This is a genomic window from Nocardia sp. NPDC058114 (assembly GCF_042884695.1).
Lineage (GTDB): Bacteria > Actinomycetota > Actinomycetes > Mycobacteriales > Mycobacteriaceae > Nocardia.
Map to the genome: position 1 here is coordinate 737,041 of NZ_JBHVTK010000003.1, position 19,296 is coordinate 756,336.

A 19,296-nucleotide genomic window follows, 5' to 3' on the forward strand; every position below is an offset into this window, starting at 1 on the left:
ACGATCTAGCACACTTGCCGGGTGGACAGTGTTGAGGACGTATTCGACCGACTACGCCGGTATCCGGATGTGGAGGCGCCGAACCTCTATGCCGTCGACGCCGCCGACCGACTGATCCTCGACACAGCCGCCGATGCCCTCGCGGCCGCGGGTAGCGGTGAGGTTGCGGTGATCGGCGACGCGTACGGCGCGCTCACCCTCGGGATCGCCGCGCAGCACGGACTCGCCGGTATTCGCGTGCACCAGGACCTGATCACCGGCGAATCTGCGCTGGCGGCCAACGCCAAGACCCTCGGGCTCACCGATCGCTACACCGCCCACGCCCTCGACGCCGACCTGCTGTCCGGGGCGCGCGTGGTCGTGATGCGGTTGCCGCGGATGCTGTCGGGTGTCGCCGAGATCGCCGAGGCCATCGCCCGCCACGCCGCCGGCGATGTGGTGGTGTTCGCGGGCGGTCGCGACAAGTACCTCACTCCGGCCATGAACGAGATACTCGCCGAATTCTTCGCGCAGGTCCGCGCGGGCCGGGGTCGGCAGAAGTCGCGCGTGCTCGTGGTCGGCGAACCGCTGCCGGTGGGCGAACCCCGGTTCCCGGCGCGCGAGCACGTCATCGAGATCGACGGCGACGTCGTCGCTTTCGGTGCGGCCTTCTCGGGCTCGCGCCTCGACATCGGCACCCGCTTCCTGCTCGAGCACATGGACCGGATGAAGCCCGACGCGCGTGATGCCGTCGATCTCGGTTGTGGCACCGGCATTCTCGCGGTCGCGCTGGCCAAGTCGCGCCCGCACATCCGGGTGGTCGGCACCGACCAGTCCGCCGCCGCCGTCGCCTCGGCGAGGGCCACCGCCGAGGCCAACGGCGTCGGCGATCGGGTGACGGTGGTGCGCGACGACGCCATGTCCTCGGCCGCCGACAACAGCGCCGACCTGGTGCTGTGCAATCCGCCCTTCCATGTCGGCGCGGCCGTGCACACCGGTTCGGCGATCAAGATGTTCGTCGAGACCGGCCGCGTGCTGCGGCCCGGCGGCGAGCTGTGGACGGTGTACAACTCGCACCTGAACTATCGCGGCGTGGTGGAGCGGATGGTGGGGCGCACCGATGTGATCGGCCGGAACCAGAAGTTCACGGTCACGCGGTCCGTTCGTGGTCTGCGCGACGTACAACGATAGGGCGACCCGAAAGCGGTAGAGTCCGATTTGTCCGAACGGGCGGGCGGTGTGGTCATGGACCGGATCGCTGGGAACTTTGTCCGATCGTGGCGCGTTGAACAGGGCAGTTGGAGCTTGTACAGCGACTCGTAACTCCAAGAAAGGCGCACGGTGCGTACCTCATCGAATCCGGTGTTCAAGAACCTTCCCCGCCAGGAGGGTGTCGGCGGTTACGCGAACTTCGGTTCGGGCGTAGCCGGCGCGGGCCAGCTGGGCAACCAGCAGTACGGCGAATACGGGCAGCAGTACGGCCAGCAATTCCAGCAGGCCCCTGCCACCCGCGCGATGACCATCGACGATGTGGTCACCAAGACCGGCATCACCCTCGCGGTGCTGACCGTCTCGGCGATCATCTCCTTCGCGCTGTCCAGCGCGAACCCGTCGCTGGCGCCACTGTTCGTCATCGGCGGCGCCATCGTCGGCCTGGTGCTCGTCCTGATCGCGACCTTCGGCCGCAAGATGGACAACCCGGCCATCGTGCTGTCCTACGCGGCCTTCGAGGGCCTGTTCCTCGGCGCGCTGTCGCTGATGTTCACCGACACCGAATTCGGCGGTGTGGGCGGTAGCGCCCTGATCGGCCAAGCGGTGCTCGGCACGTTCGGCGTGTTCTTCGGCATGCTCGTCGTCTACAAGACCGGCGCCATCCGCGTGACCCCCCGCTTCACCCGCATGCTGATCGGTGCGATGGTCGGCGTGCTGGTGCTGATGGTCGGCAACCTGATCGCGAGCTTCTTCACCGACGGCGGCTTCGGCCTGCGCGACGGTGGCGCCCTGGCGATCGTGTTCAGCCTGGTCTGCATCGCCATCGCCGCGTTCAGCTTCCTGCTCGACTTCGACGCCGCCGACCAGCTGATCCGCGCCCAGGCCCCCGAGAAGGCCGCCTGGGGCGTCGCCCTCGGCCTCACCATCACCCTGGTCTGGCTCTACGTCGAGATCCTGCGCCTGCTGAGCTACTTCCAGCGCGACTGATCTAGAAGCACACAAACAAACCGAGCGGCTCCCCACGATCTGTGGGGAGCCGCTCGACTATGTCCAGCGAGTACATGGGTAACTCACCGGGGACCGGCTGACTCGGCCGACTGCGAAGTCTGGCCGCGTCGGATGTCTCGCGGCACCCGATCCTGGCCAGAAGACGCGGAGAGGCGGACTAGCTCAAACGCTCGATGACCAGCGCCATGCCCTGGCCGCCGCCGACGCACATGGTCTCCACGCCGAACTGCTTGTCGTAGGTCTGCAGGTTGTTCAGCAGGGTGGTGGTGATGCGGGCACCGGTCATGCCGAACGGGTGGCCCAGCGCGATCGCGCCGCCGGAGACATTGAGCTTGTCCTCGTCGATCTTCAGCTCACGCGCCGAACCGAGCACCTGCACGGCGAAGGCCTCGTTGATCTCGAACAGGTCGATGTCGGAGACCGACTTGCCCGCGATCGCCAGCGCGCGCTTGACGGCCTCGACCGGGCCGAGGCCCATGATCTCGGGCGACAGGCCGGAGACACCGGTGGAGACGATGCGGGCCAGCGGGGTCAGGCCCAGTTCCTTGGCCTTGGTGTCGCTCATGATCACCAGCGCCGCGGCGCCGTCGTTGAGCGCGCAGCAGTTGCCCGCGGTGACGGTGCCGTCGGGACGGAACACCGGCTTGAGCTGGCTGACCGCCTCGTAGGTGACGCCGGCGCGCGGGCCGTCGTCCTTGCTCACGATCGAGCCGTCGGGCAGGGTCACCGGGGTGATCTCGCGCTCGAAGAAGCCGGCCTTGATGGCCTCTTCGGCACGGTTCTGCGAGCGCACGCCCCAGCGGTCCTGGTCCTCGCGCGAGATGCCGGTCAGCGATGCGACGTTCTCGGCGGTCTGGCCCATCGCGATGTAGGCGTCGGGGAGCAGGCCGTCTTCACGCGGGTCGTGCCATGCGCCCTTGCCGCCCTGTGCGGTCTCGGCGGTGCGGGCCTCGGCCTCGGCGAACTCGGGGTTCTTCGTGTCGGGGGAGCTGTCGGCGGAGCCACGGGCGTAGCGCGAGACGGTCTCCACACCGGCGGAGATGAACACGTCACCCTCGCCTGCCTTGATGGCGTGGAAGGCCATCCGGGTGGTCTGCACCGACGACGCACAGTAGCGCTGCACGGTGGTGCCGGGGACGACGTCGAGGCCGAGCTGGATGGCGAGGATGCGGCCCATGCCGAAGCCGCCCTCACCGGCCGGGGAGCCGGTGCCGAGAATGATGTCGTCGATCTGCGTCGGGTCGAGCGAAGGCACCTTGGCCAGCGCGGCACGAATCATCTGCGTGGTCAGGTCGTCCGGGCGCATTCCCGCCAGTGACCCCTTGACGGCACGGCCGATGGGGGAACGGGCGGTGCTGACGATGACGGCCTCGGGCATGAGGACTCCTTTTCGCGTTGTTCGACGTGAACGGCTGTTTACATGCCGGTCATTCTCGAATCTACGTCTCCAGCTGCGCGACGGGAAGAGCAGGGCGGTCGCGCACCTGGGCGATCAGCACGGGGAGCAGCTGCGCGGCGGCCAATTCGTAGCCTGCGGCGGACGGGTGGAATCCGTCGGTGGCGAAGAGGATTTCGGGCGCGGCGCGGAACTCCGAGGCGACCAGCGGTGAGCCCATCGGCACCGCGATGCCGCCCGCGATGGTGGTCGCGACCGTCTGCGCCTTGGCCAGCCGCACACTCCAGTTCGCGACGATCGTGCGCAGCGGCTGCTGGATCGCGGTGACGGTGCCCAGGTTCGGGCAGGTGCCGACCACCACCAGCGCGTCGGCCTCGCGCAGCCGCGACACCGCGGCGGCCAGCCTGCGCGCCGAGGCCCGGATGGAGTGCTTCTTGGTGATGTCGTTGGCGCCGACCAGGATCACCGCCGCGTCCGGCGGCGGCCCCGCCACGAACATCGCGTCGACCTGTCCGGCCAAGCCCTTCGAGGTGGCGCCGGAGATGGCCTTGGTGCTCAACCGGATGCGCAGGCCGGTGGCCTCGGCCAACCCGCGGGCCAACCGCACCCCCGGCACATCGGCGGCGCCGAGACAGCCGAGCCCGGCCGCGGTGGAGTCGCCGAAGATCATCAGGTGCAGGTCGACCGGCGTCGTCTTACGCCACGGTTCCGGCAGGCTCGCGCCCGGTGCGTACACGCCATCGGCCTCGGGCGGCTTGGAGGTATCGCGGCCGATCACCGCGCGCGCCGCACCCGCCTGCGTCATCAGCAAGCGATACGTCGCCCAGGAGACGGTTCCGGCGCTCGATCCGGCGAGCACCGTCGTCGCTCCGGTCACGGCCGCCGTCCGCCAGCTGATTCGAGGTGCGCTCACATTCGAAAATTCTACGACGGAGATCGTGAGGAACGGAGATGTCGGCCACTTGCGGCCTGGTGGGCGCCCCTCCGCTCGGCGTCGGGCGCAAGTGCTCGGCTACCCTCGGCACCATGCGCATCGCGGATCATGTCGTCGATCTCATCGGCAACACCCCCCTTGTTCGGCTGAACTCGGTGGTCGGCCCCAACGCGGGCCTGGTGGCCGCGAAGGTCGAATACCTGAACCCGGGCGGCAGCTCCAAGGACCGGATCGCGGTCAAGATGATCGACGCCGCCGAGCAGGACGGACTGCTGAAGCCGGGTGGCACGATCGTCGAGCCGACCTCGGGAAATACCGGTGTCGGCCTGGCGCTGGTCGCCCAGCAGCGCGGGTACAAGTGCGTGTTCGTGTGCCCGGACAAGGTCAGCGAGGACAAGCGCAACGTGTTGCGTGCCTACGGCGCCGAGGTCGTGGTCTGCCCGACCGCCGTGCCGCCGGAGCACCCCGACAGCTACTACAACGTCTCCGATCGCCTGGTCAGGGAGATCGAGGGCGCCTGGAAGCCCAACCAGTACTCGAACCCGGGCGGCCCCGACAGCCACTACGAGACCACCGGTCCCGAGATCTGGGCCGACACCGAAGGCAAGGTCACCCACTTCGTCGCGGGCGTCGGCACCGGCGGCACCATCTCCGGCACCGGCCGCTATCTCAAGGAAGTGTCCGGCGGCAAGGTCAAGATCATCGGCGCCGATCCGGAGGGCTCGGTGTACTCCGGCGGCACCGGACGCCCCTACCTGGTCGAGGGTGTCGGCGAGGACTTCTGGCCCACCGCCTACGACGCGTCGATCCCCGACGAGATCATCGCCGTCTCCGACGCGGACTCCTTCGAGATGACCCGGCGCCTGGCACGCGAGGAAGGTCTGCTGGTCGGTGGTTCCTGCGGCATGGCCGTGGTCGCCGCGATCGAGGTCGCCCGCCGTGATCCCGACGCCGTGGTGGTCGTGCTGCTGCCCGACGGTGGCCGCGGCTACCTGTCGAAGATCTTCAACGACAAGTGGATGAGCTCCTACGGCTTCCTCCAGACTCCGCTGGAAGCCGGCCCGGAACCGCTGGTCGGCGACGTGCTGCGCGGCAAGTCCGGCGCCCTGCCCGACCTGGTGCACACCCACCCGTCGGAAACCCTGCGCGACGCCATCGAGATCCTGCGCGAATACGGCGTCTCCCAGATGCCCGTCGTCGGCGCCGAGCCGCCGGTCATGGCCGGTGAGGTCGCGGGCAGCGTCACCGAACGCGACCTGCTCTCGGCGGTGTTCGAAGGCCGCGCCAATCTCACCGACTCCGTTGCCCAGCACATGAGCCCGTCGTTCCCGCTGATCGGCTCGGGCGAGCCCCTCTCGACCGCCACCAAGGCACTGTCGGATTCCGACGCGCTGATGGTCGTCGAAGACGGTAAGCCCGTCGGCGTCATCACCCGCCACGATCTACTCGGTTTCCTGAGCACCGGCAGCATCTGAGGTTCGGCGCACGGTGGGTGCGGTGCGGATATCGGGGGCGAGTCCCTTCTTCGCCGCGGCGGTCCGGATCGCGTCCACCACCAGCAGCAGCGCGGCCCGGCCCGCCGAGTTGGTGCGGTAGGCCAGCGACACCGTGCGGGTGAGGGCGTCGCCGAGCGCCACGATGTCCACCCCGGGTGGGCGCAACGCCAGACCCAGATCCGACACCAGCGTCACACCGAGACCGGCCGCGACCATCGCCATCGAGGTCGCCTGCTCTTCCAGTTCGTGATCGATGCGCGGCCGCAGCCCGGCGGACTGGAACGCCAGCCGCGCCGCGTGCCCGAAGTGCGACCGGGCGGGCGCGATGATCCACGGATGCTCGGACAACTCGGCCAGGGTCACCCCTGCGGTGGGCACCGCGCCTGCCGGGACGGCGGCGTGGATCCGTTCGACACCGATGACCGCCCGCTCCAGGCCACGGTCCCAGGTCATCGGATAGTTCGAGTAGTCGAGAACGAACGACAGGTCCAGCGTGCCGTCACGGACCGCGGCGGCCGTCGACTCCGGTGCGAGTTCGGTGGTACGCACCAGAATGCCCGGGTGTGAGGCGGCGAGGGTGGTGAGCGCGTCGGGGAGCAGCCCGGAGGCCACCGACGCCCACACTCCGGCGGTGATCTTCGCCGTCACCGATCCGCCCGCTTCCTCGAGCGCCTGGGTCGCGCGCTCGACCGCGGCCAGGATCTCTTCGGCGTGCTCTGCCAGCACGATCCCGAGGTCGGTGAGCTGCACGCGGCGCCCGCGTCGTTCGAACAGCCGGGTGCCCGCGTCGCGTTCGAGCTGTGCGAGCTGTTGGGAGACCGCCGACGCGGTGTAGTGCAGAGCGGCCGCGGCGGCCGTGATGGTGCCGCGCCGGTGTAGTTCGCGCAACATTCGCAAGCGGGCCAGAGACAGGTCCATAGCACCGAGCGTATGCACTGTGCAGGAACCGTGAAGGGTGCCGTGAACGAACCGTAAATAGACGCGCGGGCAGGGGCCGCGCAGGCTTGGTGCTACCGGGGACGACGAGGTCCGCCACAGGCGATCACGACGAATGAGGAGGTGGGCACCATGACGATGCTCGACCCGGGCACAGGTATGCCGCAGGTGAGTTCGCACGGCGTTGCGGGTACATCGACGGACCCGGCCATCACTCCCGCGAACCGTCGTTGCGAGCCGTACCTGCGTCTGCACTGGACGGATTCGCGCACCGACGCGGTCGGCTACCTTGTCGTCCACACCCTGCGCGGCGGCCTGGCCACCGGTGGCACCCGGATGCGCGCCGGCTGCACCCTGCGCGAGGTCGAGGACCTGGCGCGCGGCATGGCGAACAAGACCGCCACCTTCGACCTCCCGATCGGCGGCGCCAAGGGCGGGATCGACTTCGATCCGAAGGATCCGCGCGCGGTGGACGTGCTGGAGCGGTTCTGCGAGGCGATGCGCCCGTGGCTCGACACGCACTGGGTGACCGCCGAGGACCTGGGGGTCCCGCAGCACCTGATCGACGCGGTCTTCGTCAAGCTCGACCTGGATCAGAGCTTCCACGCCGCCATCCGGCGCTCCGCCGACCCGGCGGCGACGCTGGCGCGAGTCCGCGGCGGGCTCAACGTCGCGGTCGACGGCGGCTTCCTGCTCGGTGACGTCATCGGTGGTTTCGGTGTCGCGCACGCCTGTCTGGCCGCGGCGGTGCAGTGGGGGCAGGCGCCCGCCGACACGACCGCCGCGATCCAAGGCGTGGGCACCATGGGCGGGGCGGCGGCGTACTACCTGCACGAGGCGGGGATGAAGATCACCACGGTGGCCGATGCCGCGGGCACCCTGTACTGCGCCGAGGGCCTCGACATTCCGGCGCTGCTGGAACTGCGCGACGGCTACGGCGAGATCGACCGGTCCCGCCTGCCCGCGGGCATCGAGGAGATGCCGCGCGGCGCCGTGATATCGGCCGACGTCGATATCCTTGTGCCCGCGGCGATCTCGTATGCGATCACGCCGGACAACTCCTACGACATCCGGGCGCGCGTCGTCGTCGAAGCCGCGAACGCCGCCACCACACCGGAAGCCGAGGCCATGCTCGCCGCCCGCGGCGTCCCGGTACTGCCCGATTTCGTCGCCAACGCGGGTGCGGTGGCCTGGGCGTGGTGGTTGCTGCTCGGCGAAGTGGACGACGTCCCCGACACCTCGTTCGACCGGCTCCGCACCACCATGCACGACAAGGTCGCACAGCTGCTGATCGCATGGGCCGACGAGAACATCACCCCCCGCGAGATCGGCCACCGCTGGGCCGACGACCCGTCACCGCTCACCGGACCGGTCGTCATCCCCTGACAGCGCGGCATGCGGAAGACGGTGCTGCCCGCACGAGTGAAGGCAGCACCGACTCCTGGTCAGCGAGTGAGCATCGAGTGCAACTCCACCCACTGGTCCGGGTGGACATAGGCGACGACAGTGCTGTGGTCGATGCCGGTGGCGGTCAACGCTTCGTCGACGCCTCGGTAGCGGGTGCGCAGCGAAGCGCGCACCGTGCCACCGATACCGGAGTAGCCGGTTCGCACCAGCTCGGTGTAGGAATCCTGCTGTCGTACACGTGGTTCCGGTCTTCTGGTGATCCGCAAGATCGCCGAATCGACCGACGGGATCGGGCGGAAGCTGTCGCGGGGTACCTGCCCGTGGAGTTCCCAGCTGAACCACGGCCAGGTCGTCGCGGTCAGTAGGCTCCAGCGGCCGTAGTCGCCGGTGCGCTTGCGGGCGTATTCGCGTTGGGTGAGCAGTGTCGCCGAGGTCAGGGCCGGTGCGGTCAGACACCAGTCGACGATCTCGGCGGTCACGGAGAACGGGATGTTGCCCACCACGGCGAACGGCTCACGGGGAGCCCTGGCCTTGGTGAAATCGCCACGGACGACGCGGATTCCGTTCTCGGACCGGGTTCGTGCCGAGAGCTTGGCCGCGAGCAGCGGATCGATCTCGTACGCGGTGACCTTTGCGCCCCGGCGAGCCAGTGCGTGCGTGAGAACGCCTTCGCCCGCACCGGGTTCGAGAACTGTTCCCGCCGGATCGGCCACCGCCACTATCGAGTCGACGGCGGCACGATCCACCAGAAAGTTCTGGGACAGTGTTCTTCTCGCGTGGTCACGGGCGGTCCGACCGCCGCTCTTGCCGGTGACCTTGCGCTGAGTGTGTGAGTAGTTTCGGTGTGCGAAATCCTGCGCCACGGCAGTTGCCCCTTCGGGTCTTCGAGTCGAATGAGTCTCGAAGGGCCCTGGGCGCGCCGGTGGACGCCGATGAAGTTATCCGCGTCCGCTAGCGGGCCAGAGCCCGGATGTAGCGGAGGCGAATGAAGTAGTGGCACGACATGGGACCGACTCTAGGAAGCGGTCGAGAACCAGGCAACCGAATTTCGGACCGGCGCCGATCGGCTCGAGGGGCTGGGCGGAAGGAGATCCGTGGGTCATTGTGGCTCTGACCGGCCGTGAGCAAATTTATCGCAACTGCGCGGATTCGATGGTAATTACCTGGGTAAGCAGCACGAACAGGTGCATCGGCAATTCAGCCGCACTGATCGGAATGAGCGAAAGGATAGGCCGTGGATACCTCCGTCATTGCGATAGATTTCCAGCAGGGCTTGACCGACGCATGGAGTTCGGTCGCGCAGTTCGTCCCCAAAGCGGTGGCATTCATCGCCATTCTTCTCGTCGGCTGGATCATCGCGAAGGTGGTCGCCAAGATCGTGAACGCGGTGCTGGAACGTGTCGGATTCGACAAGCTCGTCGAACGTGGCGAACTGCGGAAAATGATGTCCCGCAGTAAATATGACGCTTCCGACATCATCGCCAAGATCGCCTATTACGCGATTCTGCTGATCGCGTTGCAGATCGGTTTCGCGGTGTTCGGGCCGAACCCGGTCAGTGCGCTGCTCACCAGCATCGTGGCGTGGCTGCCCAAGGCGGTGGTCGCGATCATCATCGTGGTGATCGCCGCGGCGATCGCGCACGCGGTGAGCGATCTCGTCTCCAACGCGCTCGGCGGGCTGTCCTACGGGCACATGCTCGGCCGGATCGCGGCGGTGTTCATCTGGGGTATCGGCATCATCGCGGCGCTGAACCAGATCGGTGTCGCGACCTCGGTGACCACCCCGGTCCTGATCGCCGTGCTCGCCACCATCGGCGGCATCCTGGTGGTCGGTGTCGGTGGCGGCCTGGTCAGGCCCATGGAGCAGCGCTGGAGCAATTGGCTCGGCAACCTGGAATCGGAGATGCCGGCGATGAAGGGCCATGCCCAGGCCTACCAGCGCGGACGTGAGGACGCCGAGCGGCAGGGCGAGCGGGTGGCGCCGAGTGCGGCCGAGCAGGCGCGGGTCACGCCCGGCGCGACCTACCCCGGCGGCGAGCCGGGCTGGGGCGGCGAAACCGTGCGGTGATCAACGGGCATCGGCGCACCGTCACCTCCGGGTGGCGGTGCGCCGATGTCGTCGGTGGGGTATCAGTCGGCGGCGTACGCGCACACCGCGGCAAGGCGCAACTGCAGCCAGTCGGCGTCGTGCCAGTTGTCCGGCGCGCCCGCGAAGAACCCGTCGGCCCGCTCGGCGAAATGGTCGAGCAGTCCGCGGACATAACCGGCGAGCAGAATGCCGAGCGGCACCCGCGTCGAATCGTCGACGCCGAGAGCGAGAATGTCGCGCACCGCGGCGGCATGCTGGTCGAGCTGGGCGGACAGTCCGGGTACCACCGCGGCGACGGCGGCCGCGGGTGCTCCGAACTCGGTGTTCAACTGCTGTAATTGTCGTTGCGCCGAGAGTTCGAGCAACGCGGGACCTGGCGCAAACATTGCAATATGGTAGCAATCTCTCCGTCGCTGAAGAAATTGGATCGATTCAAGATCGATAGTGTGACCGGGCGAATACAGCGCAACCATTTCGCGGTCGATCGAATTCGGTTGAGCGCAACCATGGTCGCTCGCGCAGCGCCCTGCTGGACTGTCGACCATGGGCAGCGAACGTCGGAAATTGAAGACCGTCACCGGGGTGAGCGGATCACGCGATGTGTACGCCGCGGCACTGGACCCGACCCGTTCCACGCTCGAGGAGGGTATCCGGATCGCGCGGATCGCACAGCAGAACAAGATCGGTGCGATCTTCGCGGCGGACCTGCTCAGCTTCGGCGCCCAGGGGGCGATCGGCGCGCAGGAACCACTGATCCAGCTCGCCGCCCTCGGCGCGGTGACCACCGATGTCGGCCTGATCGCCACCGTGTCCACGACCTTCCATCATCCCTATAACCTGGCCCGGCTCTTCGGCACGCTCGACCACATCAGCAACGGCCGCGCGGCCTGGAACGCGGTGACCTCGTCGCTGGGCGAGGAGAACTACGGCGACCGCGATCTACCGAGCCCGGAGCAGCGCTACGCGCGCGCCACGGAATCCATCGAGGTGGTCAACGCGCTGTTCGACAGCTGGCGCCCTGGTGCGCTGCGGCCGGACGGCGCGGGGGGCGCGACCCTGGACGAATCGCTCGTGCGGCCGATCGACTTCGCCGGACAGCATTTCTCGGTCCGCGGCCCGCTGAACATCCCGCCGCTGCCCCAAGGCAGGCCGGTGCAGTTCCAGGCCGGTCAATCCGCGGGCGGCGTCGAACTCGGCGCACGATTCGCGGAGGTGGTGTTCACCTCGCTGGCCACGCTCGAGGATGCGATCACCTACACGAAGAAGATCCGCACCCGCGCCGCCGAGCTGGGCAGGCCGGACGGGCTTCCGCTCATCTTCAGTTCCTTCCACGCCACCTACGGCGCGACGGAGGAAGAAGCCCGCAGGCTGGTTCGCGAGGCCGCCGAAGCCACCGATTTCGAGGCGGGGCGCCGTCAACTGGCCGACATGCTGGGTGGCGGCATCGACCTGTCCGAGCTACCGCTGGACAAGCCCATCCCGGAAGCATTGCTGCCGCAACTGGATTCGGTACATCGGCGGCGCGGCCGGGTCGAGATCTTCGCCAAGCTCGCCGCCTCCGGCGCGACGCTGCGCGAACTCGTCATCGCCGCCAAGGACACCGGCCACTGGGCAGCGGCGGGCACCCCCGAACAGCTGGCCGACGCGATCGAGGAGCGCTATCGGGCGAATGTGCTCGACGTGATCTCCCTCGGCGGGTTCACCGACGAGCGCACCCACGATTTCGTCGTCAACGGACTGCTGCCCGAGCTGCGTCGCCGGAAGCTGCTCGACACCGACTATCTGGGCGCGACCTACCGCGAGAATCTGGAACTGCCCGCGCCGACCTCGACGACGAGGGCGTAGCCGACGAGATGTGATCGAGATCGCGGACTTGCGTGAACCGGGCGCCCGATGGACTCTGAATGGGTATAACCGTTCGGAGACAACTTTCGGCAAACCAGCCCGGCGAGCGAAGGGATCCCGCAGTGCAGGTCACCGACCCGGCCGTTCACCTGTTCGGCATGAGCACGGTAATCGCTGCTAGCGCAGGGTATTCGGCGCAGACGAGGGTCTCCCGCGCCTGGCGTCGCTCGCCCTACGCACCCCTGCTCGGTCGTCTCGCCGCCGCGATCTTCTGGGGTTGCGGCAGTGTGGCCGGGCTGACCCTGCTCGGCATTCCCGCAGCGATCACCGTGCCGATCGCGCTGACCGTGCTCACCGTGGTGATCGTGATGCTCGCCGCGGCCTTCGCCGGCGGCATGATCAGGCCCGCGCCGAGGCCGAGCCTGTCGGCCCGAACCTGACCTACCGGAACGCGTTGGCGTCGGTGAGCGCCTTGCCGATGACCAGCTGGTGCACCTCGGCGGTGCCCTCGTAGGTCAGCACGGATTCCAGGTTGTTGGCGTGCCGCAGCACCGGGTAGTCGAGGGTGATACCGTTGGCGCCCAGGATGGTCCGGCATTCGCGAGCAATCTTGATGGCCTCGCGTGTGCTGTTCAGCTTGCCCGCGCTGATCTGCTCGCCGGTGATCTCGTGTCGATCCTTCAACCGGCCCAGGTGCAGCGCGAGCAACTGCCCCTTGCCGAGTTCGAGCGCCATATCGGCCAGTTTGGCCTGGGTGAGCTGATAGCCCGCGAGCGGCTTGTCGAACACCTCGCGGGTGCGGGCGTAGTCGATCGCGGCGCTCAGGCAGTCGCGCGCGGCGCCGAGCGCGCCGAAGACGATGCCGAATCGCGCCTCGCTCAAGCACGCCAGCGGCGAACTGAGCCCCCGTGATTCGGGCAGCACGGCATCGGCGGGCAGGCGCACATCGTCGAAATCCAGTGCGGCGGTGAGCGATGCGCGCAGCGACAGCTTGCGATGGATCTCGCGAGTGGTGAAACCCGGTGTGCCCGCGGGTACCAGGAAGCCGCGCACCCGCGCCTTGTCCGCGCCGGGCTCCTCCGCATACGCCCAGACGACGGCGACATCGGCCACCGACCCATTGGTGATCCACATCTTCGACCCGTTCAGGATCCAGTCGTCACCGTCGCGGCGTGCCCGCGTGCGCATGCCGCCGGGGTTGGACCCGAAATCGGGCTCGGTGAGCCCGAAGCACCCGATCACCTCACCGGCCGCCATCGCAGGCAGGTACTGCTGCTTCTGCTCCTCGGAACCGAAGAAATGAATGGCCGCCATCGCCAGCGAGCCCTGTACCGACACCATGCTGCGCACGCCGGAGTCGACGGCTTCGAGTTCCAGGCAGGCGAGGCCGTACGCGGTGGCCGACGCGCCCGCGCAGCCGTAGCCGTCGAGGTGCATGCCGAGCAGCCCGAGCTTGCCCAGTTCCGGTGCGATCTCGCGGACCGGGAATGTGCCCTGCTCGAACCAGTCGGCGAGGTGCGGTCGCAGCCTGCGTTCCCCGAATCGCGCCACCGTGTCGCGGATTTCGCGCTCCTCCGACGACAGCAACGGATCGATGGCGAACAACTCTTCGACAGTGACCATGGCGTGAGCTTAACCGCAGTACCAGCCCCGAAACCGACACTTCGACCAGGCCGCCACCCCAGCGATCGCACCCGGAGCAGGCCAACTAGTCTGAGGTGATGAGTGAGCTGGGATTCTCCACCAGGGCCGTGCACGCCGGATACGAACCCGATCCTCAGACCGGTGCGGTCAACGTGCCCATCTACGCGAGCTCCACCTTCGCCCAGGACGGCGTCGGCGGCATGCGCGGTGGTTACGAGTACGCGCGCACCGGCAACCCCACCCGCACGGCACTGGAAGCCAACCTCGCGGCCCTCGAATCGGGCAGCTACGGGCGTGCCTTCGCCTCGGGCATGGCGGCCACCGACTGTGCGCTGCGCGCGATGCTGCGCCCCGGCGATCACATCGTGATTCCCGACGACGCCTACGGCGGCACCTTCCGGCTCATCGACAAGGTCTTCAGCCAGTGGGGCATCGAGCACTCGCCCGCCCACATCGCCGACCTCGACGCGGTGCGCGCGGCCGTCCGCCCCAACACCAAGCTGGTGTGGATCGAGACGCCGACCAACCCGCTGCTGAGCATCGGTGACATCCCCGCGCTGGCCGATATCGCCCACGAGGCCGACGCGAAGCTGGTGGTGGACAACACGTTCGCCACCCCGTACCTGCAGCAGCCGCTGCTGCTCGGCGCCGACGTGGTGTTGCACTCGACCACCAAGTACCTCGGCGGTCACTCCGATGTCGTCGGCGGCGCGCTGATCACCAACAGCGCCGACCTCGACAAGGACTTCGCGTTCCTGCAGAACGGCGCGGGCGCGGTCCCCGGTCCGTTCGACGCCTTCCTCACGATGCGCGGCATCAAGACCCTGGCCGTGCGCATGGAGAAGCACTGCGACAACGCCGAGGTGATCGCGGAGTTCCTGACCAACCATCCGGCCATCTCGCAGGTCATCTACCCCGGTCTGCCCACGCACCCCGGCTACGAGATCGCGCAGAAGCAGATGCGTCGCAGCGGCGGCATGATCTCGGTGCGCCTGGCCGGTGGCCGGGAAGCGGCGCTGAAGTTCTGCTCGCGGACCGAGATCTTCACGCTGGCCGAATCGCTGGGCGGTGTCGAATCGCTCATCGAACACCCCGGTGCCATGACCCACGCCAGCACCGAGGGGTCGGCGCTGGAAGTCCCCGCCGACCTGGTCCGGCTCTCGGTCGGCATCGAAGACATCAGCGATCTCCTCGCCGATGTCGAACAGGCGCTGAGCTGAGCGGGACCCGGCACACATGACGAAGCGGCCGCATCCGGTATCCGGATGCGGCCGCTTGCGTTCGGGTTCTCGACGTACGGGTTCAGCGAGCTCAGCTGTGGTACGGCTCCGCGCTGACCAGCGTCACCTTCATGGTGTTGCCGTTGGGGAGTGTGTACTCGCGGGTCTCGCCCACCTTGGCGTCGATCAGCGCCCCGCCCAGCGGCGAGTTCGGCGAGTAGGCCTCCAGGCCGGTGGCGCCGAGTCCCTCTTCGCGGGTCGCGATCAGGAAGGTCTCGGTATCGCCCTCGTCGCCGTCGTAGTAGACCGTGACGACCGAGCCCGGCAGTGCCACACCGGATTTGGTGGGGGCGACGCCGACCTTGGCGTTGTTCAGCAGTTCCTGCAGCTGGCGGATACGCGCCTCCTGCTGACCCTGCTCTTCACGCGCGGCGTGGTAGCCACCGTTCTCCTTGAGGTCGCCCTCTTCGCGGCGCTCGTTGATCTCGGCGGCAATGACCGGACGATTGGCAATGAGCGAGTCCAACTCGCCCTTGAGCCTGTCGTGCGACTCCTGGGTAAGCCAGGTCACATTCTCGGTCATCTCGATCACTCCCTAGTAGTTGTTCCCGGCGCACCGGGATTCCCTGAAACCAGCGCGAAACCTCCCGAAGGAGGGCATGCACCAGCCCGACGGCTGGAGCGATCCTGGGGGTGAACCCGATACCCGCAAACAGCACCGCTGGCCGCCAATGCAGCAAACACGGCTCCGAACCCCGGAACCGTGTATCAGCCCATTTTAGCATGTCTCACAAAAATGCAGGTCAGCCTAGTCAGGCGGGCTATTCGCCGTGCAGTGTCACTGATCGCTGGTGCGGGCTCACTGATCGCTGGTGCGCAGATACCCGGGAATCTGGTCGCTGCAACCATAAATATCGCCCGCCGAAGCGCGTGCCGACGACTTCACCGTAGTGCTCACCTGCACGCTGGTCGAGTCCGAGCCCGGCACGAGTATTTCGCGCCTGCCCACCTCGGCACCGTCACGGTCCATCGCCCGTACGAAGCAGACCACGGCCTGCTGCGGGTCGTCGCGGGTGACCTTGATCCGCATGTCCAGGGTGGCGTCGTCGACGACCACGTAACCCAGCTGCTCGGTCTCGATCGCCTTGGGGCCATATTTCTGGAAGCCGAGATAGGCCACCGCGAAGCCGGCCGCCACCACGCCGACACCGAGCAAAACCATCAGCCACAGGCGACGCGCAGGTGGTTTCGTGCCATATCGATCGGCGTGTCGCGCTGCTGCGGCGGCCGAGGTCGCGGCGGAGTCCGGTGCGGGCTCGGTCATCGTTTTCGCGCTCCCGGGGGTGGTCGGAACAAACAGGGGGTCGGATGGAACTATAGGTAACGACATCTGACACCCGCGAGCGAGAGCGACGGTGAACGAGAAGTGAGTGGCCTTCGCCTCATGGCAGTGCACGCCCACCCCGACGACGAATCGAGCAAGGGCGCCGCGACGACCGCCAGGTACGCCGCGGAGGGCGTCGAGGTGCTCGTCGTGACGTTGACCGGCGGCGAGCGCGGCAGCATCCTGAACCCGGCCATGGACACCCCCGGTGTGTTGGACCGGATCAACGAGGTCCGGCGCGAGGAGATGGCCGCGGCCGCGCACGCGCTCGGCGTGCGCCAGCACTGGCTGGGATTCGTCGACTCGGGCCTGCCCGAGGGCGACCCGCTGCCGCCGCTGCCGGAGGGCTGCTTCGCGCTGGTGCCGCTGGAGGAATCCACCGAGGCGCTGGTGCGCGTGATCCGCGAGTTCAAGCCGCAAGTGATCACCACCTACGACGAGAACGGTGGCTACCCGCACCCGGACCACATCCGCTGCCACGAGGTCTCGATGGCCGCGTACGAGGCGGCGGGCGATCCCACGAAGTTCCCCGGGGCGGGCGAGCCGTGGACACCGCTCAAGCTCTACTACGACCACGGCTTCAGCATGAAGCGACTGGAAGCCTTCGCCGAGGAGTACGAGCGCATCGGTGAACCGTTCCCGCTGCAGGAGTGGCTGGACCGGATGAAGCAGTACCAGGCGGCCCGCGGCGACATCATGGGCCGGGTCACCACCCAGATCGAATGCTCGAAGTACTTCCCCCAGCGTGACGACGCCCTGCGCGCCCACGCGACCCAGATCGATCCCAACGGCGCGTTCTTCGCGATCCCGTTGGAGATGCAGCAGCGGCTCTGGCCGACCGAGGAGTTCGAATTGGCCAAGACGCGCGTGTCCACCGCCATCCCGGAGACCGACCTGTTCGCCGGCATCGAGGACAACGACCGGTGATGTTGGTCTACCTCGCACAGCAACCGACGGGCCCCGAGTTCGGCAAGGCTTCCCCGCTCGGGCTGCTGGTCATCCTGATCCTGCTGGCAGGCACGGTGCTGCTGGTCCGCTCGATGAACAAGCACCTCAAGGGCCTGCCGGAAACGTTCGAACCCGAGCACCCGGAACCGGATCAGAAGGCCGACGACGGCACCGAGCCCGGTGTGATCGCCGTCGAGGAATCCGAACCGAAACAGAACTCCTAGCGCGCCGCGGCGAGGTCGGCGACGAGTTCGCCGACCAGGTCGCGCGCGGTGGCGGCGTGTTCGGCCACCGACCGCGACGCGCCGCCCGCACTCAACTCGATCATCGTGTTCATCAGGCCGAACAGTGCGACGAGTTGACGTAGGGCGGCGCGACGTTCGGACACTGTCATCGGCGCGGTGGTTATCGGCAGGTTCACGACTATGGGATCGTCACTGTTGACGGGTTCGTTTCTGCCGATATCCAATCGACGCCGTGCGCGACCTACCAGTCGATCAGGTCGAGTTCGTGCAGGCGCCGGAACACCATCATCGAACCGGGTGCGACGTGCTCCATCGCGGCGTATTCACTCACGGTGAAGTAGCGGAATTCGGCGATTTCGCCGGTGGCGTGGGGTTCTCCGGTGAGCTCGGCACGGAAACAGGTCATGTGCAGGCCGGTGTTGCGGCGGTGCCCGAAAGCCTCGGCCTCGAAGACGCCGAACTCGGCGACCCCGGCCAGCCCGACGCCCAGTTCTTCCTCGATCTCGCGATGTAGCGCCTGTAAAGGGGTCTCGCCGGGGTCGATCTTGCCGCCCGCCATGTAGAAGACATCTTTGCCTTCGGGGCGCGTCTGAATCAGCCTGCGGTCGCGGACATGGGCGAGGGCGGCGGTGCGGATCATGGGGATCACTCTAAGGAGCGATCGGCCCCGTTCCATGCCGAACGTGCTCCGCGTCACGCTGGTGTCTGGGTCAGCTCACCGAGACGGTGCCTGCGGCGGCGCGTCGACGGTCAGCGTTTCGGCTGCGGCCAGCGAGTCGGTACGCGAGGTGTCTTTGAGGTCGACTCCCGAGCGACCCAGTGCGCGGGCTCCCGCGACCAGACCCGCCACCACGCGGGCGGCGTCGGCGTAGGTGAGGCCGTCGGGTGGGTGGATGTTGGAGACGCAGTTGCGTTCGGCGTCCGCGCGGCCGGGGCGTGGTAGGTGGGTCAGGTAGATGCCGAGGCTGTCGGCGACCGAGAGGCCCGGGCGCTCGCCGATCAGCACCAGAACGGTGCGCACGCCCATGGCTTCGGCGATGTGGTCACCCAGCGCCACTCTGGCCTGGGTGGCGATCACCGGTGGGGCCATGGTGTAGCGATCGCCGAGTTCGGTTGCCAGGGCGGCGAGGAGTTCGGGGGCGTGCTCGGACAGTGCCAAGGGGGACAGCCCGTCGGCGAGAACGACGCCGATGTCCGCGCCGCTGGCGGTGACGGGGGTGAGATCGTCGGGCACTCGACCGAGATCGGGGCGGCGCAGGTACTCGGCGCGATCGGCCGCCCTGCTGGCTACGGTGACCGGGGTGCCGAGGCCGAGTGCGGCGATGTGTTCGGTGAACGTCGCGACATCGAGAGGAAGGTGCACGGCGTCACGGGCCGCGGCGTGTGCGGCGCGCAAGGTGAGGACATCGGTCGTCGGCAACGCGTCGCCCGTGCGGCCGAGCCCGATTCTGGCTTGCGTACTGCCCCGAAGATCTCGCCAGAAGTCTTCGGCGACAGGCGATTGCGTCTGGTGCGCAGCGGCGATCGGTGGGGCCGGAACAGGTGGGGTCACA

At 67.9% G+C, this 19,296-nt stretch carries 21 protein-coding genes; 10 read left to right on the forward strand and 11 right to left on the reverse strand.

Annotated features, from left to right (window positions below; all coding sequences use genetic code 11):
* Positions 1 to 21 precede the first annotated feature (21 nt).
* Both ACFVVI_RS15815 and ACFVVI_RS15820 read left to right on the forward strand, forming a co-directional pair.
* Positions 22 to 1,170, forward strand: coding sequence for a class I SAM-dependent methyltransferase (locus tag ACFVVI_RS15815; RefSeq protein WP_378993102.1), 1,149 nt, complete (start codon positions 22 to 24; stop codon positions 1,168 to 1,170).
* Positions 1,171 to 1,320: 150 nt separating this feature from the next.
* A complete protein-coding gene (locus ACFVVI_RS15820; protein WP_378636207.1) occupies positions 1,321 to 2,178 on the forward strand; it encodes a Bax inhibitor-1/YccA family protein in 858 nt (285 codons plus the stop codon).
* Between the two features lie 178 nt (positions 2,179 to 2,356).
* Here ACFVVI_RS15820 and ACFVVI_RS15825 read toward each other — a convergent pair whose 3' ends face one another.
* Together ACFVVI_RS15825 and ACFVVI_RS15830 are read right to left on the reverse strand one after the other, a co-directional pair.
* Complete coding sequence (locus tag ACFVVI_RS15825) at positions 2,357 to 3,577, reverse strand: acetyl-CoA C-acetyltransferase (RefSeq protein WP_378993100.1); 1,221 nt, start codon at positions 3,575 to 3,577, stop codon at positions 2,357 to 2,359.
* A gap of 61 nt (positions 3,578 to 3,638) precedes the next feature.
* Positions 3,639 to 4,508, reverse strand: coding sequence for an SGNH/GDSL hydrolase family protein (locus ACFVVI_RS15830; RefSeq protein WP_378636213.1), 870 nt, complete (start codon positions 4,506 to 4,508; stop codon positions 3,639 to 3,641).
* A gap of 113 nt (positions 4,509 to 4,621) precedes the next feature.
* Here ACFVVI_RS15830 and ACFVVI_RS15835 point away from each other — a divergent pair, with 113 nt between their 5' ends.
* Entirely contained in the window at positions 4,622 to 6,004 is a 1,383-nt protein-coding gene (locus ACFVVI_RS15835) for a cystathionine beta-synthase (RefSeq protein ID WP_378636216.1), read from the forward strand.
* On the opposite strand, the gene ACFVVI_RS15840 is transcribed toward ACFVVI_RS15835, so the two are convergent.
* The gene (locus ACFVVI_RS15840) at positions 5,972 to 6,943 is read right to left on the reverse strand and encodes a LysR substrate-binding domain-containing protein (protein ID WP_387445854.1); all 972 of its coding nucleotides are present in this window, start codon (positions 6,941 to 6,943) and stop codon (positions 5,972 to 5,974) included. The two genes, ACFVVI_RS15835 and ACFVVI_RS15840, sit on opposite strands and share 33 nt — an antisense overlap.
* Before the next feature lie 156 nt (positions 6,944 to 7,099).
* On the opposite strand from ACFVVI_RS15840, the gene ACFVVI_RS15845 reads away from it, so the two are divergent.
* The gene (locus ACFVVI_RS15845; protein WP_387445898.1) at positions 7,100 to 8,347 is read left to right on the forward strand and encodes a Glu/Leu/Phe/Val dehydrogenase dimerization domain-containing protein; all 1,248 of its coding nucleotides are present in this window, start codon (positions 7,100 to 7,102) and stop codon (positions 8,345 to 8,347) included.
* 59 nt (positions 8,348 to 8,406) lie between these two features.
* On the opposite strand, the gene erm is transcribed toward ACFVVI_RS15845, so the two are convergent.
* Complete coding sequence (gene erm, locus ACFVVI_RS15850) at positions 8,407 to 9,231, reverse strand: ErmE/ErmH/ErmO/ErmR family 23S rRNA (adenine(2058)-N(6))-methyltransferase (protein WP_387445855.1); 825 nt, start codon at positions 9,229 to 9,231, stop codon at positions 8,407 to 8,409.
* 371 nt (positions 9,232 to 9,602) lie between these two features.
* Between erm and ACFVVI_RS15855 the strand changes: the two genes are divergently transcribed.
* Positions 9,603 to 10,436, forward strand: coding sequence for a hypothetical protein (locus ACFVVI_RS15855; RefSeq protein ID WP_378993095.1), 834 nt, complete (start codon positions 9,603 to 9,605; stop codon positions 10,434 to 10,436).
* A gap of 62 nt (positions 10,437 to 10,498) precedes the next feature.
* On the opposite strand, the gene ACFVVI_RS15860 is transcribed toward ACFVVI_RS15855, so the two are convergent.
* Entirely contained in the window at positions 10,499 to 10,843 is a 345-nt protein-coding gene (locus ACFVVI_RS15860; protein ID WP_379315497.1) for a DUF6401 family natural product biosynthesis protein, read from the reverse strand.
* 157 nt (positions 10,844 to 11,000) lie between these two features.
* On the opposite strand from ACFVVI_RS15860, the gene ACFVVI_RS15865 reads away from it, so the two are divergent.
* Positions 11,001 to 12,302 carry an NtaA/DmoA family FMN-dependent monooxygenase gene (locus ACFVVI_RS15865; RefSeq protein ID WP_387445856.1) on the forward strand — a complete coding sequence of 434 codons (1,302 nt, stop codon included), beginning with the start codon at positions 11,001 to 11,003 and terminating at the stop codon, positions 12,300 to 12,302.
* A gap of 158 nt (positions 12,303 to 12,460) precedes the next feature.
* On the forward strand, positions 12,461 to 12,742 hold the full coding sequence (locus ACFVVI_RS15870) for a hypothetical protein (protein ID WP_378993090.1): 282 nt from the start codon (positions 12,461 to 12,463) through the stop codon (positions 12,740 to 12,742).
* A 1-nt stretch (position 12,743) separates the two neighbouring features.
* On the opposite strand, the gene ACFVVI_RS15875 is transcribed toward ACFVVI_RS15870, so the two are convergent.
* Positions 12,744 to 13,925 (reverse strand): acyl-CoA dehydrogenase family protein, encoded by a 1,182-nt coding sequence (locus ACFVVI_RS15875; RefSeq protein WP_378993088.1) that lies wholly within the window; start codon positions 13,923 to 13,925, stop codon positions 12,744 to 12,746.
* 98 nt (positions 13,926 to 14,023) lie between these two features.
* On the opposite strand from ACFVVI_RS15875, the gene ACFVVI_RS15880 reads away from it, so the two are divergent.
* Positions 14,024 to 15,166 carry a cystathionine gamma-synthase gene (locus tag ACFVVI_RS15880; RefSeq protein WP_379316169.1) on the forward strand — a complete coding sequence of 381 codons (1,143 nt, stop codon included), beginning with the start codon at positions 14,024 to 14,026 and terminating at the stop codon, positions 15,164 to 15,166.
* A gap of 91 nt (positions 15,167 to 15,257) precedes the next feature.
* Here the strand turns inward: ACFVVI_RS15880 and greA are convergent, their stop codons facing one another.
* Together greA and ACFVVI_RS15890 are read right to left on the reverse strand one after the other, a co-directional pair.
* Positions 15,258 to 15,749 (reverse strand): transcription elongation factor GreA, encoded by a 492-nt coding sequence (gene greA / locus ACFVVI_RS15885; RefSeq protein WP_056813695.1) that lies wholly within the window; start codon positions 15,747 to 15,749, stop codon positions 15,258 to 15,260.
* Positions 15,750 to 16,025: 276 nt separating this feature from the next.
* Positions 16,026 to 16,490, reverse strand: a complete 465-nt coding sequence (locus tag ACFVVI_RS15890; RefSeq protein WP_378993084.1) for a DUF4307 domain-containing protein — start codon at positions 16,488 to 16,490, stop codon at positions 16,026 to 16,028.
* A gap of 120 nt (positions 16,491 to 16,610) precedes the next feature.
* On the opposite strand from ACFVVI_RS15890, the gene mca reads away from it, so the two are divergent.
* Positions 16,611 to 17,477: a mycothiol conjugate amidase Mca gene (mca, locus tag ACFVVI_RS15895; protein WP_378993082.1), complete on the forward strand. Its 867-nt coding sequence runs from the start codon at positions 16,611 to 16,613 to the stop codon at positions 17,475 to 17,477.
* Positions 17,477 to 17,722, forward strand: a complete 246-nt coding sequence (locus ACFVVI_RS15900; RefSeq protein WP_378636354.1) for a hypothetical protein — start codon at positions 17,477 to 17,479, stop codon at positions 17,720 to 17,722. The genes mca and ACFVVI_RS15900 overlap by 1 nt, the downstream gene beginning before the upstream one ends.
* Here ACFVVI_RS15900 and ACFVVI_RS15905 read toward each other — a convergent pair.
* From ACFVVI_RS15905 to eutC, 3 genes are all read right to left on the reverse strand, one after another.
* A complete protein-coding gene (locus ACFVVI_RS15905; RefSeq protein WP_378993080.1) occupies positions 17,719 to 17,892 on the reverse strand; it encodes a hypothetical protein in 174 nt (57 codons plus the stop codon). The two genes, ACFVVI_RS15900 and ACFVVI_RS15905, sit on opposite strands and share 4 nt — an antisense overlap.
* 92 nt (positions 17,893 to 17,984) lie before the next feature.
* Entirely contained in the window at positions 17,985 to 18,383 is a 399-nt protein-coding gene (locus ACFVVI_RS15910) for an NUDIX domain-containing protein (protein WP_378636247.1), read from the reverse strand.
* A 75-nt stretch (positions 18,384 to 18,458) separates the two neighbouring features.
* A complete protein-coding gene (gene eutC, locus ACFVVI_RS15915) occupies positions 18,459 to 19,295 on the reverse strand; it encodes an ethanolamine ammonia-lyase subunit EutC (RefSeq protein ID WP_387445857.1) in 837 nt (278 codons plus the stop codon).
* Between the last annotated feature and the right edge of the window lies 1 nt (position 19,296).

Excerpts from the sequence above, each read along its gene's own strand:
- ACFVVI_RS15825 (WP_378993100.1), bottom strand. The coding sequence starts at position 3,577 with ATGCCCGAGGCCGTCATCGTCAGCACCGCCCGTTCCCCCATCGGCCGT.
- ACFVVI_RS15835 (WP_378636216.1), top strand. The coding sequence starts at position 4,622 with ATGCGCATCGCGGATCATGTCGTCGATCTCATCGGCAACACCCCCCTT.
- ACFVVI_RS15840 (WP_387445854.1), bottom strand. The coding sequence starts at position 6,943 with ATGGACCTGTCTCTGGCCCGCTTGCGAATGTTGCGCGAACTACACCGG.
- ACFVVI_RS15845 (WP_387445898.1), top strand. The coding sequence starts at position 7,100 with ATGCTCGACCCGGGCACAGGTATGCCGCAGGTGAGTTCGCACGGCGTT.
- ACFVVI_RS15860 (WP_379315497.1), bottom strand. The coding sequence starts at position 10,843 with ATGTTTGCGCCAGGTCCCGCGTTGCTCGAACTCTCGGCGCAACGACAA.
- ACFVVI_RS15865 (WP_387445856.1), top strand. The coding sequence starts at position 11,001 with ATGGGCAGCGAACGTCGGAAATTGAAGACCGTCACCGGGGTGAGCGGA.
- ACFVVI_RS15870 (WP_378993090.1), top strand. The coding sequence starts at position 12,461 with ATGAGCACGGTAATCGCTGCTAGCGCAGGGTATTCGGCGCAGACGAGG.
- ACFVVI_RS15875 (WP_378993088.1), bottom strand. The coding sequence starts at position 13,925 with ATGGTCACTGTCGAAGAGTTGTTCGCCATCGATCCGTTGCTGTCGTCG.
- ACFVVI_RS15880 (WP_379316169.1), top strand. The coding sequence starts at position 14,024 with ATGAGTGAGCTGGGATTCTCCACCAGGGCCGTGCACGCCGGATACGAA.
- greA (WP_056813695.1), bottom strand. The coding sequence starts at position 15,749 with ATGACCGAGAATGTGACCTGGCTTACCCAGGAGTCGCACGACAGGCTC.
- ACFVVI_RS15890 (WP_378993084.1), bottom strand. The coding sequence starts at position 16,490 with ATGACCGAGCCCGCACCGGACTCCGCCGCGACCTCGGCCGCCGCAGCA.
- mca (WP_378993082.1), top strand. The coding sequence starts at position 16,611 with ATGGCAGTGCACGCCCACCCCGACGACGAATCGAGCAAGGGCGCCGCG.
- ACFVVI_RS15900 (WP_378636354.1), top strand. The coding sequence starts at position 17,477 with ATGTTGGTCTACCTCGCACAGCAACCGACGGGCCCCGAGTTCGGCAAG.
- ACFVVI_RS15905 (WP_378993080.1), bottom strand. The coding sequence starts at position 17,892 with ATGACAGTGTCCGAACGTCGCGCCGCCCTACGTCAACTCGTCGCACTG.
- ACFVVI_RS15910 (WP_378636247.1), bottom strand. The coding sequence starts at position 18,383 with ATGATCCGCACCGCCGCCCTCGCCCATGTCCGCGACCGCAGGCTGATT.